This is a genomic window from Neisseria sp. LACPHL-SPEC-2024-00856 (assembly GCF_047915665.1).
Classification (GTDB): domain Bacteria; phylum Pseudomonadota; class Gammaproteobacteria; order Burkholderiales; family Neisseriaceae; genus Neisseria; species Neisseria polysaccharea.
Genome location: NZ_JBLRPR010000001.1, coordinates 198,173 through 213,600 on the forward strand (window position 1 = coordinate 198,173; position 15,428 = coordinate 213,600).

General features: G+C 49.5%; 13 protein-coding genes and 1 pseudogene. 13 read left to right on the top strand and 1 reads right to left on the bottom strand.

The window, feature by feature from the left end; all coding sequences use genetic code 11:
- Window positions 1-26 precede the first annotated feature (26 nt).
- The 10 genes from ACNAU7_RS01160 to odhB all read left to right on the top strand — a co-directional run bounded on the left by ACNAU7_RS01160 (window position 27) and on the right by odhB (window position 11,971).
- The gene (locus ACNAU7_RS01160) at window positions 27-764 is read left to right on the top strand and encodes a redoxin family protein (RefSeq protein WP_002221128.1); all 738 of its coding nucleotides are present in this window, start codon (window positions 27-29) and stop codon (window positions 762-764) included.
- Between the two features lie 248 nt (window positions 765-1,012).
- A complete protein-coding gene (locus ACNAU7_RS01165) occupies window positions 1,013-2,416 on the top strand; it encodes a dihydrolipoyl dehydrogenase (protein ID WP_416300244.1) in 1,404 nt (467 codons plus the stop codon).
- Window positions 2,417-2,698: 282 nt separating this feature from the next.
- Window positions 2,699-3,076, top strand: a complete 378-nt coding sequence (gene sdhC / locus ACNAU7_RS01170; RefSeq protein WP_014581112.1) for a succinate dehydrogenase, cytochrome b556 subunit — start codon at window positions 2,699-2,701, stop codon at window positions 3,074-3,076.
- Window positions 3,070-3,411 (top strand): succinate dehydrogenase, hydrophobic membrane anchor protein, encoded by a 342-nt coding sequence (gene sdhD, locus ACNAU7_RS01175; protein ID WP_061704795.1) that lies wholly within the window; start codon window positions 3,070-3,072, stop codon window positions 3,409-3,411. Before sdhC ends, sdhD begins: the two co-directional genes overlap by 7 nt.
- Window positions 3,412-3,413: 2 nt before the next feature.
- On the top strand, window positions 3,414-5,177 hold the full coding sequence (gene sdhA, locus ACNAU7_RS01180) for a succinate dehydrogenase flavoprotein subunit (protein WP_025457932.1): 1,764 nt from the start codon (window positions 3,414-3,416) through the stop codon (window positions 5,175-5,177).
- Window positions 5,178-5,296: 119 nt separating this feature from the next.
- Window positions 5,297-6,004 carry a succinate dehydrogenase iron-sulfur subunit gene (locus ACNAU7_RS01185; RefSeq protein ID WP_002241462.1) on the top strand — a complete coding sequence of 236 codons (708 nt, stop codon included), beginning with the start codon at window positions 5,297-5,299 and terminating at the stop codon, window positions 6,002-6,004.
- Between the two features lie 3 nt (window positions 6,005-6,007).
- Entirely contained in the window at window positions 6,008-6,256 is a 249-nt protein-coding gene (locus tag ACNAU7_RS01190) for a succinate dehydrogenase assembly factor 2 (protein ID WP_019272847.1), read from the top strand.
- A gap of 111 nt (window positions 6,257-6,367) precedes the next feature.
- Window positions 6,368-7,651 carry a citrate synthase gene (gene gltA, locus ACNAU7_RS01195; RefSeq protein WP_416299957.1) on the top strand — a complete coding sequence of 428 codons (1,284 nt, stop codon included), beginning with the start codon at window positions 6,368-6,370 and terminating at the stop codon, window positions 7,649-7,651.
- 204 nt (window positions 7,652-7,855) lie between these two features.
- Entirely contained in the window at window positions 7,856-10,684 is a 2,829-nt protein-coding gene (locus ACNAU7_RS01200; RefSeq protein WP_416299959.1) for a 2-oxoglutarate dehydrogenase E1 component, read from the top strand.
- Window positions 10,685-10,783: 99 nt separating this feature from the next.
- Complete coding sequence (odhB, locus tag ACNAU7_RS01205) at window positions 10,784-11,971, top strand: 2-oxoglutarate dehydrogenase complex dihydrolipoyllysine-residue succinyltransferase (protein WP_002233734.1); 1,188 nt, start codon at window positions 10,784-10,786, stop codon at window positions 11,969-11,971.
- A gap of 51 nt (window positions 11,972-12,022) precedes the next feature.
- Here odhB and ACNAU7_RS01210 read toward each other — a convergent pair.
- A pseudogene (locus ACNAU7_RS01210) lies at window positions 12,023-12,130 on the bottom strand (IS5/IS1182 family transposase); the annotation flags it as partial.
- A gap of 204 nt (window positions 12,131-12,334) precedes the next feature.
- Here ACNAU7_RS01210 and lpdA point away from each other — a divergent pair.
- From lpdA to sucC, 3 genes are all read left to right on the top strand, one after another.
- The gene (lpdA, locus tag ACNAU7_RS01215; protein ID WP_118786142.1) at window positions 12,335-13,768 is read left to right on the top strand and encodes a dihydrolipoyl dehydrogenase; all 1,434 of its coding nucleotides are present in this window, start codon (window positions 12,335-12,337) and stop codon (window positions 13,766-13,768) included.
- A 124-nt stretch (window positions 13,769-13,892) separates the two neighbouring features.
- On the top strand, window positions 13,893-14,183 hold the full coding sequence (locus tag ACNAU7_RS01220) for a hypothetical protein (RefSeq protein WP_301669808.1): 291 nt from the start codon (window positions 13,893-13,895) through the stop codon (window positions 14,181-14,183).
- 20 nt (window positions 14,184-14,203) lie between these two features.
- The gene (sucC, locus tag ACNAU7_RS01225) at window positions 14,204-15,418 is read left to right on the top strand and encodes an ADP-forming succinate--CoA ligase subunit beta (RefSeq protein ID WP_308018820.1); all 1,215 of its coding nucleotides are present in this window, start codon (window positions 14,204-14,206) and stop codon (window positions 15,416-15,418) included.
- Window positions 15,419-15,428: the final 10 nt, after the last annotated feature.

Here is a 15,428-nt window from a genome sequence, read left to right on the forward strand (position 1 = left end):
TAAACCTATCTATTAAGGAGCTCAAAATGGCTTTGCAAGATCGTACCGGTCAAAAAGTACCTTCCGTAGTATTCCGCACCCGCGTCGGCGACACTTGGAAAGATGTGTCTACCGATGATTTGTTCAAAGGCAAAAAAGTAGTCGTATTCTCCCTGCCCGGCGCATTTACTCCAACTTGCTCTTCTTCTCACCTGCCACGTTACAATGAATTGTTCGGCGCGTTCAAAGAAAACGGCGTTGATGCAATCTACTGCGTATCTGTAAACGATACTTTCGTAATGAACGCTTGGGCGGCCGAAGAAGAATCCGACAACATCTACATGATTCCTGATGGCAACGGCGAATTTACCGAAGGCATGGGTATGTTGGTCGGTAAAGAAGACTTGGGCTTCGGCAAACGCTCTTGGCGTTACTCCATGCTGGTTAACGACGGCGTGGTTGAAAAAATGTTCATCGAGCCTGAAGAACCAGGCGATCCGTTCAAAGTATCCGATGCAGATACTATGCTGAAATTCGTTGCTCCTGATTGGAAGGCTCAAGAATCTGTGGCAATTTTCACTAAACCAGGTTGCCAATTCTGCGCCAAAGCCAAACAAGCTTTGCAAGACAAAGGTTTGTCTTACGAAGAAATCGTATTGGGCAAAGATGCAACCGTTACTTCTGTACGCGCCATTACCGGCAAGATGACTGCTCCTCAAGTCTTCATCGGCGGTAAATACATCGGCGGCAGCGAAGATTTGGAAGCTTACTTGGCTAAAAACTGATAGCTGTTTGATTAAGGCGGTTTGATTAAACTGTCTGATATACCGGATAGAGTTATTCGGGCGGTTCTACACTACCGCTCCGAATAACTCTATATTTATAAGAGGATTTGGATATTGTTGCACTCAATCGAAATTTTGTTTTTATTTATCTGGATAATGTTTTTGATTGGGAAAATATTTCAATGCCGTCTGAAGCCGATATATTCCGTGTCGGCAGTGTTTCAGACGAAAACGGAAGGACAAAGATTATGAAAAAAATTCAAGCAGATGTCGTCGTAATCGGCGGCGGTACTGCCGGTATGGGCGCGTTCCGCAATGCCCGTTTACATTCGGATAATGTTTACCTGATTGAAAACAATGTGTTCGGCACGACCTGCGCGCGCGTGGGCTGTATGCCTTCCAAACTCTTGATTGCCGCCGCAGAAGCGCGCCATCACGCATTGCATACCGACCCGTTCGGCGTGCATTTGGACAAAGACAGTATCGTCGTCAACGGCGAAGAAGTAATGCGGCGTGTTAAATCCGAGCGCGACCGTTTTGTCGGCTTTGTCGTTGCCGATGTGGAAGAGTGGCCTGCCGACAAGCGCATTATGGGTTCGGCCAAATTTATCGACGAACATACCGTCCAAATCGACGACCATACCCAAATCACGGCAAAAAGTTTCGTGATTGCTACCGGCTCGCGTCCCGTCATCCTGCCGCAGTGGCAGTCTTTGGGCGACCGTTTGATTATCAACGACGACGTTTTCTCGTGGGATACGCTGCCTAAGAGCGTTGCCGTGTTCGGACCGGGCGTTATCGGTTTGGAACTGGGTCAGGCATTGCACCGTTTGGGCGTGAAGGTCGAGATTTTCGGCTTGGGCGGCATCATCGGCGGCATTTCCGACCCCGTCGTTTCAGACGAGGCGAAAGCCGTGTTCGGCGAAGAATTGAAACTGCATCTGGATGCCAAAACCGAGGTCAAACTCGATGCAGACGGCAATGTAGAAGTCCATTGGGAGCAGGATGGCGAAAAAGGCGTATTTGTTGCCGAATATATGCTGGCAGCCGTAGGCCGCCGTCCGAACGTGGACAATATCGGTTTGGAAAACATCAATATCGAAAAAGATGCGCGCGGCGTACCCGTTGCCGACCCGCTGACCATGCAGACCAGCATTCCGCATATCTTTATTGCGGGCGACGCGTCTAACCAACTACCCTTGCTGCACGAAGCCGCCGACCAAGGTAAGATTGCCGGCGACAATGCGGGCCGCTATCCGAATATCGGCGGCGGTTTGCGCCGCAGCACCATCGGCGTGGTGTTCACCAGTCCGCAAATCGGCTTTGTCGGTTTGAAATACGCGCAGGTTGCCGCGCAATACAAAGCCGACGAATTCGTCATCGGCGAAGTATCGTTTAAAAACCAAGGCCGCAGCCGCGTGATGCTGGTAAACAAAGGCCATATGCGCCTGTATGCCGAAAAAGCCACCGGCCGCTTCATCGGCGCGGAAATCTTAGGTCCGGCCGCCGAACATTTGGCGCACCTGTTGGCTTGGGCACATCAAATGAAGATGACCGTTCCGCAAATGCTGGATATGCCGTTCTACCATCCCGTTATCGAGGAAGGTCTGCGTACCGCGTTGCGCGATGCCGATGCGAAATTGAAAGCCTGACCGATATGGCAAAACAATGCCGTCTGAAATTTTTTCAGACGGCATTTTATTTTTGGGGATGAGGTTGGGGGTCGGATGCTGATACCGTGTCGGGAAGGGGGTAAAACTAAAAATCTTTCTTTTAATCTGCTGTTTCCACGCGTGTTTGTCAAAATCTATCAGTTTGTTTTTAAAATACACTGTTCAAAATGGGATAAAACAGGTAAATTAACGTTTATGTAACCCAGTGTAGCAATGGGTTTACGGTTTTTGAGTCGATATATAACTACAGAGGAATTGACTATGTCTGTCAAACCGCGTCCTGTTTATCTGGATTTGCCGAACATCCGTCTGCCGATACCCGGGATAGTTTCCATCCTTCACCGCATCAGCGGGGTCGGGCTGTTTATTATGCTGCCTTTCTTGCTGTATTTCCTGTCCGGTACCCTGAGTCAAGAGTCTGCATTTGAAACTTACCGTGCCATTGTTTCCCATCCTTTGGTCAAGCTGGTTTTAATCGGTGTATTGTGGGCTTATCTGCACCATTCTCTCGCCGGTATCCGCTTTTTATTTTTGGATGCACACAAAGGCCTTGAGCTGAATACTGCGCGCAATACCGCTAAAGCCGTATTTGCTTCTGCATTGGTTTTGACTGTCGTTTTGGGAGCGTTGTTATGGTAGAACGTAAATTGACCGGTGCCCATTACGGTTTGCGCGATTGGGCGATGCAACGTGCGACCGCGGTTATTATGTTGATTTATACCGTTGCACTTTTAGTGGTTCTATTTTCCCTGCCTAAAGAATATTCGGCATGGCAGACATTTTTTAGTCAAACTTGGGTAAAAGTATTTACCCAAGTGAGCTTCATCGCCGTATTCTTGCACGCTTGGGTGGGTATCCGCGATTTGTGGATGGACTATATCAAACCCTTCGGCGTGCGTTTGTTTTTGCAGGTTGCCACCATCGTCTGGCTGGTCGGCTGCTTGGTGTATTCAATTAAAGTAATTTGGGGGTAAGTATGGGTTTTCCTGTTCGCAAGTTTGATGCCGTGATTGTCGGCGGTGGTGGTGCAGGTTTACGCGCAGCCCTCCAATTATCCAAATCCGGTCTGAATTGTGCCGTTTTGTCTAAAGTGTTCCCGACCCGTTCGCATACCGTAGCGGCGCAGGGCGGTATTTCCGCCTCTCTGGGTAATGTGCAGGAGGACCGTTGGGACTGGCACATGTACGATACCGTGAAAGGTTCCGACTGGCTGGGCGACCAAGATGCGATTGAGTTTATGTGTCGCGCTGCGCCTGAAGCGGTGATTGAGTTGGAACACATGGGCATGCCTTTTGACCGCGTTGAAAGCGGCAAAATTTATCAGCGTCCTTTCGGCGGTCATACTGCCGAACACGGTAAACGCGCGGTAGAACGTGCTTGCGCGGTTGCCGACCGTACCGGTCATGCGATGTTGCATACGTTGTACCAACAAAACGTCCGTGCCAATACGCAATTCTTTGTGGAATGGACAGCGCAAGATTTGATTCGTGATGAGAATGGTGATGTCGTCGGTGTTACCGCAATGGAAATGGAAACCGGCGAGGTTTATATTTTCCACGCTAAAGCTGTGATGTTTGCTACCGGCGGCGGCGGTCGTATTTATGCGTCCTCTACCAATGCCTATATGAACACCGGCGACGGTTTGGGTATTTGTGCGCGTGCGGGTATTCCGTTGGAAGATATGGAATTCTGGCAATTCCACCCGACCGGTGTGGCTGGTGCCGGTGTATTGATTACCGAGGGTGTGCGCGGTGAGGGCGGTATTCTGTTGAATGCCGACGGCGAACGCTTTATGGAACGCTATGCGCCGACCGTAAAAGACTTGGCTTCTCGCGACGTTGTTTCCCGCGCGATGGCGATGGAAATCTACGAAGGTCGCGGCTGCGGTAAAAACAAAGACCATGTCTTACTGAAAATCGACCATATCGGCGCAGAAAAAATTATGGAAAAACTGCCGGGCATCCGCGAGATTTCCATTCAGTTCGCCGGTATCGATCCGATTAAAGACCCGATTCCTGTTGTGCCGACTACCCACTATATGATGGGCGGCATTCCGACCAATTACCACGGCGAAGTCGTTGTGCCGCAAGGAGACGAATACGAAGTGCCTGTAAAAGGCCTGTATGCCGCAGGTGAGTGCGCCTGTGCTTCCGTACACGGTGCGAACCGTTTGGGTACGAACTCTCTGCTGGACTTGGTGGTGTTCGGTAAAGCTGCCGGCGACAGCATGATTAAATTCATCAAAGAGCAAAGCGGTTGGAAACCTCTACCTGCCGATGCGGGTGAGCTGACCCGCCAACGTATCGAACGTTTGGACAATCAAACCGATGGCGAAAACGTTGATGCGCTGCGTCGCGAGCTGCAACGCTCCGTCCAACTGCACGCCGGCGTGTTCCGTACTGATGAGATTCTGAGTAAAGGCGTTCAAGAAATCATGGCGATTGCCGAGCGCGTGAAACGTACTGAAATCAAAGACAAGAGCAAAGTGTGGAATACTGCGCGTATCGAAGCTTTGGAATTGGATAACCTGATTGAAGTAGCGAAAGCGACTTTGGTGTCCGCCGAAGCGCGTAAAGAATCGCGTGGCGCACACGCTTCAGACGACCATCCTGAGCGCGATGACGAAAACTGGATGAAACATACCCTGTATCATTCAGATACTAATACTTTGTCTTACAAACCGGTACATACCAAGCCTTTGAGCGTGGAATACATCAAACCGGCCAAGCGCGTTTATTGATGCATTTTCAGACGGCATCTGTCTTAGAGGCCGTCTGAAATCTAACCATACCCACATTGAACTGCTTGAATTTATAATACAAAATCATTGGGCAGTTGATGAGAAAAGGAACACTTCTCATGGAAAAAATGAGTTTTGAAATTTACCGTTACAACCCGGATGTTGATGCCAAGCCTTATATGCAGCGTTACGAGTTGGAATTGGAGCCGACCGACGTGAAACTTTTGGACGCTTTGGTACGCCTGAAAGCACAAGACGATACCTTGTCTTTCCGCCGCTCCTGCCGCGAAGGGATTTGCGGTTCTGACGGTATGAACATTAACGGCAAAAACGGCTTGGCGTGTCTGACCGATCTGCGTGGCTTGAAACAGCCGGTTAAAATCCGTCCCCTGCCAGGTCTGCCTGTTATCCGCGACCTGATTGTGGATATGACCCAGTTCTTCAAACAATACCATTCCATCAAACCTTATGTCGTTAACGACAATCCGATTGATGCGGACAAAGAGCGTCTGCAAACTCAGGAAGAGCGCAAAGAGTTGGACGGCTTGTACGAATGTATTTTGTGCGCCTGCTGTTCTACTGCCTGCCCGTCATTTTGGTGGAACCCTGATAAATTCGTCGGCCCATCCGGTTTGCTGAATGCTTACCGTTTCATTGCGGATAGCCGTGATACCATCACTAATGAGCGTTTGGATAATCTGAATGACCCATACCGCCTGTTCCGTTGCCACACCATTATGAACTGCGTAGACGTATGTCCTAAACACTTGAATCCGACCCGAGCCATCGGTAAGATTAAAGAGATTATGTTGAAACGAGCCGTTTAAGAAATGATGGTTTTTGACGATATTGCCAAACGGAAAATCCGTTTTCAAACCCGCCGGGGATTGTTGGAATTAGATTTAATCTTCGGCAGGTTTATGGAAAAAGAATTCGAGCATTTGAGCGATAAAGAGCTGTCCGAGTTTTCCGAAATCCTTGAATTTCAGGATCAAGAATTACTTGCCTTGATTAACGGGCATTCGGAAACGGACAAAGGGCACCTTATCCCGATGCTTGAAAAAATCAGACGGGTATGAGGTATCTGAAATCTGCCTGTGGGCAGATTTCAAAATGCAAAGGCCGTCTGAAAGCAAAGAACGTGCTGCGGATGCAGTAATGTGGGTTACAACTTGCAAAGGAGCGATAATATGTCCAAATCAATCAAACTCAACGTACCGGGTCAGGCAGGCTTGGATCTGCCGGTATTGGAAGCCAGCATCGGGCATGATGTGGTTGACATTCGGGGGCTGACAAAAAATACAGGTTTGTTTTCATTTGATCCCGGATTTGTTTCAACCGCAAGCTGTGAGTCTAAAATTACTTACATCGACGGCGATCAAGGCTTGCTTTATTATCGCGGATACCCCATCGAGCAGCTGGCTGAAAAGTCCGATTATTTGGAAGTTTGTTATCTGTTGATTTACGGCGAACTGCCTACAGCTGAGCAGAAAAAAGAATTTGATACCACTGTCAGCCGCCACACGATGGTGCATGAACAGCTGACTTGGTTCTTCCGTGGTTTTCGACGTGACGCGCATCCGATGGCGATGATGGTCGGCGTGGTCGGCGCACTGTCTGCGTTCTATCAAGACAGTCTGGATATTACCAATCCCGAACACCGAAAAATCGCAATTTACCGTCTGATTTCCAAAATTCCGACAATCGCGGCAATGTGTTACCGCTATTCTAACGGTTTGCCGTTCAATTATCCGAAAAACAATCTCTCTTACTCTGAAAACTTCCTTCACATGATGTTTGCTACACCGTGTGAAGATTATAAACCTAACCCGGTTTTGGCGCGCGCACTTGACCGCATCTTTATCCTCCATGCAGACCATGAGCAAAATGCATCGACTTCCACCGTCCGTCTGGCAGGTTCTTCGGGTGCAAACCCGTTTGCCTGCATTGCTGCCGGTATTGCCTGCCTGTGGGGTGCGTCCCATGGCGGTGCTAATGAAGCTGTGTTGAAGATGCTGGACGAAATCGGCGATGTATCTAATGTTGCCGAATATATGGAAGGTGTGAAACAACGCAAATACCGTCTGATGGGCTTCGGACACCGCGTGTACCGCAACATGGATCCGCGCGCCAGTATCATGCGTGAAACCTGTTATGAAGTTTTGAAGGAATTGGGTTTGGAAGACAGCCCAAAATTCAAGCTGGCAATGGAATTGGAACAAATTGCCCTGAAAGACCCGTTCTTTGTGGAGCGCAAGCTGTATCCAAACGTCGACTTCTATTCGGGCATCGTCCTGTCCGCTTTGGGAATCCCGACTGAAATGTTTACCGTTATCTTCGCCCTGTCACGCAGCGTCGGCTGGATTTCGCATTGGCATGAAATGATTAGCGATCCTTCGCTGAAAATCGGTCGTCCCCGTCAGCTTTATACCGGCTCGGCGCGTCGGGATTATGTATCTGTAAATGATAGGTAGTTTATATTAATATATTGTTGAGTAGGAAATATCGGAAAGTCGGATTGTTTGTTGGTTCAGCATTGTTGTAGTCGAATGAAACTAATGCAAGCAATCCGGTTTGAAATAGGGTAGAATGAAGTGTCTTTTCAGACGGCATAAGTTCCGCCGTCAGGACGCGGACTTCTACCCTTTGTTTATATTTTAAAGAAAAGAGCTCACGCCATGATGGACGAAAAACTCAATTTCTCTTATCTGTTTGGTTCTAATGCGCTATACATCGAGGAGTTGTATGAAAAGTTTCTGGATAATCCAGAATCTGTTGATGAAAAATGGAAACAGTACTTTACCGATTTGAGTAAACAGCCGGGCGCAGTCGCTGTCGATGTTGCCCACACACCGATTCGTGAATCATTTGCCACTTTGGCTAAAAAGAAAATTGCTGCAGCCGTTGCGGGTGGTGTGGATGAGGCAATGATGAAAAAGCAAGTCAGCGTTCTGCGTCTGATTTCTGCCTATCGTATACAAGGCGTGGGTGCAGCCCAACTTGATCCGCTCAAACGTATCCCACCTCAAAATATCGAAGCTCTCGATCCTAAGTTCCACGGTTTGTCAGATGCCGATATGGCGATTCAATTCAATATGGGCGAGGGCGATTTTTCCGGTCAGGGCAAACTGCCTCTTTCCAAAATCATCAGCAACCTCAAACAAACCTACTGCGGTCATATCGCGGTGGAGTACATCTACATCCCAAATACCGAAGAGCGTCGCTGGGTACGCAATTATTTTGAAAGCGTACTGTCTACGCCAAGCTACAACGTTGAACAAAAACGCCGTATCTTGAAAGAAATGACTGCTGCCGAAACTCTGGAACGCTACCTGCATACTAAATATGTCGGTCAAAAACGCTTTGGTGTAGAAGGCGGCGAAAGTGCGATTGCCGGTTTGAACTACCTGATTCAAAACGCCGGTAAAGACGGCGTGGAAGAAGTCATCATCGGTATGGCACACCGTGGCCGTCTAAATGTTTTGGTGAACATTTTGGGCAAAAAACCGGCTGATCTGTTTGCTGAATTTGAAGGCCGTGCTGAAATCAAATTGCCTAGCGGCGACGTGAAATACCATATGGGCTTCAGCTCCGATATTGCCACCCCTCACGGCCCGATGCACGTTTCTTTGGCATTTAACCCGTCACACTTGGAAATTGTTAACCCGGTAGTGGAAGGTTCTGCACGCGCCAAACAAAAACGTTTGGGCGAAAACGGTCGCGATAAAGTCTTGCCGGTATTGATTCACGGCGATTCCGCATTTATCGGTTTGGGTGTTAACCAAGCAACATTCAACCTGTCTAAAACACGCGGTTATACCACCGGCGGTACGGTTCACATCGTGATCAACAACCAAATCGGCTTTACCACTTCCGATATCCGCGATACCCGTTCAACCGTACACTGTACCGATATCGCAAAAATGGTTTCCGCCCCGGTTATCCATGTGAACGGCGATGATCCTGAGCGCGTTTGCTTTGCCATCCAAGCTGCTTTGGATTACCGCAAAAAATTCCATAAAGACATTGTGATCGACGTTGTCTGCTACCGTAAATGGGGCCACAACGAGGGTGATGATCCGACCTTGACCCAACCGATGATGTACAAAAAAGTATCGCAACACCCGGGGGCGCGTGCTTTGTACACCGAGCAACTGATTGCCGAAGGCGTGGTAACTCAAGCTGAGGCTGACGGTTACATCCAAGCCTACCGTGATGCTTTGGACAAAGGCGAACATGTTGAACAAACAACTTTGAGCAACTTCCAACGTACACAAATCGACTGGAGCAAATACCAAGGCAAAGATTGGCGCGAACACATCGAAACTGGTTTGCCTGCCGCAGATATTGAACGTCTCACTGAGAAGTTTACCGCCGTACCGGAAGGCTTTGCCCTGCATCCGACTGCAAAACGTGTGATTGAAGCGCGTAAAGCCATGGCATCCGGCAAGCAGGCCATAGATTGGGGTATGGCCGAAACCTTGGCATACGCCAGCCTCGTAACCAAAGGTCACGGCGTGCGTATTTCCGGTGAGGACTCGGGACGCGGTACGTTCTCGCACCGCCACGCCGTATTGCACGATCAAAAACGCGAAAAATGGGACGACGGTACTTATGTTCCCCTGCGCCATATGGGCGAAGGAATGGGCGAGTTCCTGGTTATCGACTCCATCTTGAACGAAGAGGCCGTGATGGCGTTCGAGTACGGCTTTGCCTGCTCCGCTCCTGACAAGCTGACCATTTGGGAAGCTCAATTTGGTGACTTCGCCAACGGCGCGCAAGTGACTATTGACCAATTCCTGTCTTCAGGCGAAACCAAATGGGGTCGTTTGTGTGGTCTGACCACCATCCTTCCGCACGGCTACGACGGTCAAGGTCCCGAGCACTCTTCTGCACGCGTAGAACGTTGGTTGCAACTGTGTTCTGAGAACAATATGCAAGTCATCATGCCGTCTGAAGCATCGCAAATGTTCCACATCTTGCAACGTCAAGTCTTGGGTTCATACCGCAAACCGCTGGTGATTTTCATGTCCAAACGCCTGTTGCGCTTCAAAGGTGCAATGAGCCCGCTGGAAAACTTCACCGAAGGTTCGACTTTCCGTCCGGTTATCGGCGATACCGCCGAACGCGCAAGCAACGACAGCGTGAAACGCGTGGTATTGTGTGCCGGTCAGGTTTACTATGACTTGGAAGCCGGTCGAGCCGAACGTAAACTGGAAGATGATGTCGCTATTGTCCGCGTTGAGCAGCTGTATCCGTTCCCATACGACGAGGTTAAAGCCGAACTGGCGAAATATCCGAACGCAAAATCTGTGGTTTGGGCACAAGAAGAGCCGAAAAACCAAGGCGCGTTCTACCAAATCCGCCACCGCATCGAAGACGTTATCAGCGAAGAGCAAAAACTGTCTTATGCCGGTCGTCCAAGCAGCGCATCGCCTGCAGTGGGCTACTCAAGCAAACACATTGCTCAATTGAAACAATTGGTTGAAGACGCTTTAGCGTTGTAAGCCAAGTAGCATTCCGTCTGAGGCTACTCAGGCGGAACACCCATATGCAGAATTAAAAACACACAACAGGCCGTCTGAAAGGGCCATTGGAGACACAAAATGATTATTGATGTAAAAGTACCTATGCTGTCTGAAAGCGTATCTGAAGGCACGCTCTTGGAATGGAAGAAAAAAGTTGGCGAAGCCATTGCCCGTGACGAAATCCTGATCGATATCGAAACGGACAAAGTGGTTTTGGAAGTACCTTCTCCACAAGCCGGCGTATTGGTTGAAATCGTAGCGCAAGACGGTGAAACCGTTGTTGCCGACCAAGTTTTGGCACGCATCGATACAGCTGCTACTGCTACTGCTGCTGCTGAAGCACCTGCAGCCGCGCCTGCCGAAGCAGCCCCGGCCGCCGCTCCTGCTGCCGCGCAAAACAACGCCGCTATGCCTGCCGCCGCCAAACTGGCTGCCGAGACCGGTGTTGACGTGAACGCATTGCAAGGTTCCGGCCGTGACGGTCGCGTATTGAAAGAAGACGTACAAAATGCCGCTGCTAAACCTGCCGCAGCCGCTGCTCCTGCCGTTGCACTTCCTGCCGGCGCACGTCCCGAAGAACGCGTACCGATGAGCCGCCTGCGTGCCCGTGTTGCAGAACGCCTCCTGGCTTCTCAACAAGAAAACGCCATTCTGACTACATTCAACGAAGTCAACATGAAACCAATCATGGACTTGCGTGCGAAGTACAAAGAAAAATTCGAGAAAGAACACGGCGTGAAATTGGGCTTTATGTCCTTCTTCGTTAAAGCCGCTGTTGCCGCCCTGAAAAAATATCCGGTTGTGAATGCTTCTGTTGACGGCAAAGACATCGTTTACCACGGCTACTTCGACATCGGTATCGCCATCGGCAGCCCACGCGGTTTAGTTGTGCCAATCCTGCGCGATGCCGACCAAATGAGCATTGCCGACATCGAACAAGCAATTGTTGATTACGCGAAAAAAGCCAAAGACGGCAAAATCGCTATCGAAGATCTGACCGGCGGTACATTCAGTATTACCAATGGCGGTACCTTCGGTTCTATGATGTCCACCCCGATCATCAACCCGCCTCAATCTGCAATTTTAGGTATGCACGCCACTAAAGAGCGCGCCGTGGTTGAAAACGGCCAAGTTGTTGTCCGTCCAATGATGTATCTGGCTCTGTCTTATGACCACCGTATCATTGACGGCCGCGAAGCTGTATTGACCTTGGTAGCCATTAAAGACGCGTTGGAAGACCCGGCACGCCTGTTGTTGGATCTGTAATCGTTTCAGACGGCCTTTTATTTGTTAATGAAAAGGCCGTCTGAATTTTTATAGTGGATTAAATTTAAACCAGTACGGCGTTGCCTCGCCTTGCCGTACTATCTGTACTGTCTGCGGCTTCGTCGCCTTGTCCTGATTTAAATTTAATCCACTATATTTAGATGTAGCGTAATGTAGTATCGTGCTACAATAGGCTCAACGAACGATTGAGGCCGTCTGAAACATTTGATTCGAATGAATCGACAGATATGGACTTTCAGACGGTCTTTTCTTAAAACCATCAAAACGCAGTCATTCAAAATAAAAAAGAAACAAAAAGTATCGTTTTTATTTTGAGATACTGCAAAAGCAAAGGATGACACGATGTCTCAATATGATGTAGTAGTGATTGGTGCAGGCCCGGGCGGATACGTTGCCGCCATCCGTGCCGCGCAACTGGGTTTCAAAACCGCTTGCGTCGATGCAGGCGTTAACAAAGCAGGCAATGCCCCTGCATTGGGCGGTACTTGCTTGAACGTAGGCTGTATCCCTTCCAAAGCCCTGTTGCAATCCAGCGAACATTTCCACGCTGCGCAACACGATTTTGCCGAACACGGTATCACTGTCGGCGACGTAAAATTCGACGCGGCCAAAATGATTGAGCGCAAAGATGCCATCGTGACCAAACTGACCGGCGGCGTAAAATTCCTGTTCCAAAAAAACAAAGTAACCAGCCTGTTCGGTACGGCTTCCTTTGCCGGTAAAAATGGCGATGCCTACCAAATCGAAGTCGATAACAAAGGCGAGAAAACCGTTATCGAAGCCAAACACGTCATCGTAGCAACCGGTTCCGTACCGCGTCCGCTGCCACAAGTCGCTATCGACAATGTGAACGTATTGGACAACGAAGGCGCATTGAACCTGACCGAAGTACCTGCCAAACTCGGCGTGATCGGTTCCGGCGTGATTGGTTTGGAAATGGGTTCCGTATGGAACCGCGTGGGTGCAGAAGTTACCATTCTTGAAGCCGCGCCGACCTTCCTGGCTGCCGCAGACCAACAAATCGCTAAAGAAGCCTTCAAATACTTCACCAAAGAGCAAGGCTTGAGCATTGAATTGGGCGTGAAAATCGGCGACATCAAATCTGAAGGCAAAGGCATTTCCGTTGCTTACGAAACTGCTGCCGGCGAAGCCAAAACCGAAGTATTCGACAAACTGATCGTTGCCATCGGCCGTATTCCAAACACCAAAGGCCTGAACGCCGAAGCCGTAGGCTTGGAAAAAGACGAGCGCGGCTTTATCAAAGTAGACGGCGAATGCCGTACCAACCTGCCTAACGTATGGGCAATCGGCGACGTGGTTCGCGGCCCGATGTTGGCACATAAAGCCAGCGATGAAGGCGTTGCCGTTGCCGAGCGCATTGCCGGTCAAAAACCGCATATCGACTTCAACAACGTACCGTTTGTGATTTACACCGATCCTGAAATCGCTTGGGTGGGTAAAACCGAAGAACAGCTCAAAGCCGAAGGCGTGGAGTACAAAAAAGGTACTTCAGGTTTCGGTGCAAACGGTCGCGCATTGGCAATGGGCAAAGCCAAAGGTACGGTTAAAGTATTGGCAGATGCCAAAACCGACCGCATCTTGGGCGTACACATGATCGGCCCGGTTGTTAGCGAATTGGTTACCGAAGGCGTGACTGCGCTCGAATTCTTCGCCAGCAGCGAAGACATCGCCCGCATTATCCATGCCCACCCAACCTTGTCCGAAGTGGTTCACGAAGCTGCATTGGCGGCCGACAAACGCGCTTTGCACGGTTGATAGACATTAAGGCCGTCTGAAACTTTTCAGACGGCCTTAAGGCCTTCGACAAATTGAATGTTCCGAGAGCTTCGTTTTCTGATTTATAATTCCGTCAGGCAAACAAACAGCATTTACATTCATTATGAACAAAGAAATAGTCGGTATTTTCTTTATACCGATGGGTATCATCAGCATGTGTATGGCCGCATTGTGGCAGATGTATGTGATGATGACCGAAACTTATACGCTCAACCGTTTCAAAGATAAAGAATTGGTTTGGCGCGTGGCATTGTTGTTTATCAGTTTCAGCCTTGCCGTTTACCTGCTCTGCCCGAATTCGCGTAAAAAAGGCATCGTCTTTTTTATTCTCGGGGGAGGCGGCGCGGTCATGTATTTGTTGGCGAGGATGTGGCTGCCTTTCAGTAAACAATAGTGCCGTCTGAAAATATAGGATTGTCCGCAGGGCGATTCCTAAGACCCACTCACCTTAAGGAGAAATCCATGAATCTACACGAGTATCAGGCTAAAGAACTGCTGGCTAGCTACGGTTTGCCCGTGCAAGGCGGTATTTTGGCGCACAACGGCGAAGAAGCCGCTGCAGCTTACGACAAATTGGGCGGTAAATTCGCTGTTGTCAAAGCACAAGTACACGCCGGCGGCCGCGGTAAAGCGGGCGGCGTAAAAGTCGTTAAAAGCCGCGAAGAAGCCAAAGAAGTGGCTGAAAGCCTGATTGGCACCAACTTGGTAACTTACCAAACGGATGCCAACGGTCAACCTGTCAACAGCGTTTTGGTTTGCGAAGACATGTATCCGGTTCAAACCGAGCTGTACTTGGGCGCAGTGGTTGACCGTTCTACCCGCCGCGTTACATTCATGGCTTCTACCGAAGGCGGCGTAGAAATCGAAAAAGTTGCTGCCGAAACTCCTGAAAAAATCTTCAAAGTAACCGTTGATCCGTTGGTCGGCCTGCAACCTTGCCAAGCTCGCGAAGTTGCCTTCCAACTGGGCTTGAAAGACAAACAAATCAACGAGTTCGTCAAACTGATGACCGGCGCGTACAAAGCGTTTATCGAAAACGACTTCGCCCTGTTTGAAGTAAACCCATTGGCAGTTCGCGAAAACGGCGCACTGGCTTGCGTGGACGGCAAAATCGGTATCGACAGCAACGCTCTCTACCGCCTGCCAAAAATCGCCGAATTGCGCGATAAATCTCAAGAAAACGAACGTGAGCTGAAAGCTTCTGAATTCGACCTGAACTATGTTGCCCTGGAAGGTAACATCGGCTGTATGGTTAACGGTGCCGGTTTGGCGATGGCTACTATGGACATCATCAAACTCAAAGGCGGCCAACCTGCCAACTTCTTGGACGTTGGTGGCGGCGCAACCAAAGACCGCGTGGTTGAAGCGTTCAAACTGATTTTGGAAGACAAATCTGTTAAAGGCGTATTGATCAACATCTTCGGCGGTATCGTACGTTGCGACATGATTGCGGAAGCCATCGTGGCAGCCGTTAAAGAAATCAATGTCAACGTTCCTGTCGTTGTTCGTTTGGAAGGTAACAACGCCGAACTCGGCGCGAAAATCCTGAACGAATCAGGCCTGAAACTGACTTCTGCAGACGGCCTGAATGACGCAGCCGAAAAAATTGTCGCAGCCGTAAACGCCTAAGGAGAAAAGA

Excerpts from the sequence above, each read along its gene's own strand:
- odhB (WP_002233734.1), top strand. The coding sequence starts at position 10,784 with ATGATTATTGATGTAAAAGTACCTATGCTGTCTGAAAGCGTATCTGAA.
- ACNAU7_RS01185 (WP_002241462.1), top strand. The coding sequence starts at position 5,297 with ATGGAAAAAATGAGTTTTGAAATTTACCGTTACAACCCGGATGTTGAT.
- gltA (WP_416299957.1), top strand. The coding sequence starts at position 6,368 with ATGTCCAAATCAATCAAACTCAACGTACCGGGTCAGGCAGGCTTGGAT.
- ACNAU7_RS01190 (WP_019272847.1), top strand. The coding sequence starts at position 6,008 with ATGATGGTTTTTGACGATATTGCCAAACGGAAAATCCGTTTTCAAACC.
- ACNAU7_RS01200 (WP_416299959.1), top strand. The coding sequence starts at position 7,856 with ATGATGGACGAAAAACTCAATTTCTCTTATCTGTTTGGTTCTAATGCG.
- ACNAU7_RS01160 (WP_002221128.1), top strand. The coding sequence starts at position 27 with ATGGCTTTGCAAGATCGTACCGGTCAAAAAGTACCTTCCGTAGTATTC.
- sdhA (WP_025457932.1), top strand. The coding sequence starts at position 3,414 with ATGGGTTTTCCTGTTCGCAAGTTTGATGCCGTGATTGTCGGCGGTGGT.
- lpdA (WP_118786142.1), top strand. The coding sequence starts at position 12,335 with ATGTCTCAATATGATGTAGTAGTGATTGGTGCAGGCCCGGGCGGATAC.
- ACNAU7_RS01165 (WP_416300244.1), top strand. The coding sequence starts at position 1,013 with ATGAAAAAAATTCAAGCAGATGTCGTCGTAATCGGCGGCGGTACTGCC.
- sdhD (WP_061704795.1), top strand. The coding sequence starts at position 3,070 with ATGGTAGAACGTAAATTGACCGGTGCCCATTACGGTTTGCGCGATTGG.
- ACNAU7_RS01220 (WP_301669808.1), top strand. The coding sequence starts at position 13,893 with ATGAACAAAGAAATAGTCGGTATTTTCTTTATACCGATGGGTATCATC.
- sdhC (WP_014581112.1), top strand. The coding sequence starts at position 2,699 with ATGTCTGTCAAACCGCGTCCTGTTTATCTGGATTTGCCGAACATCCGT.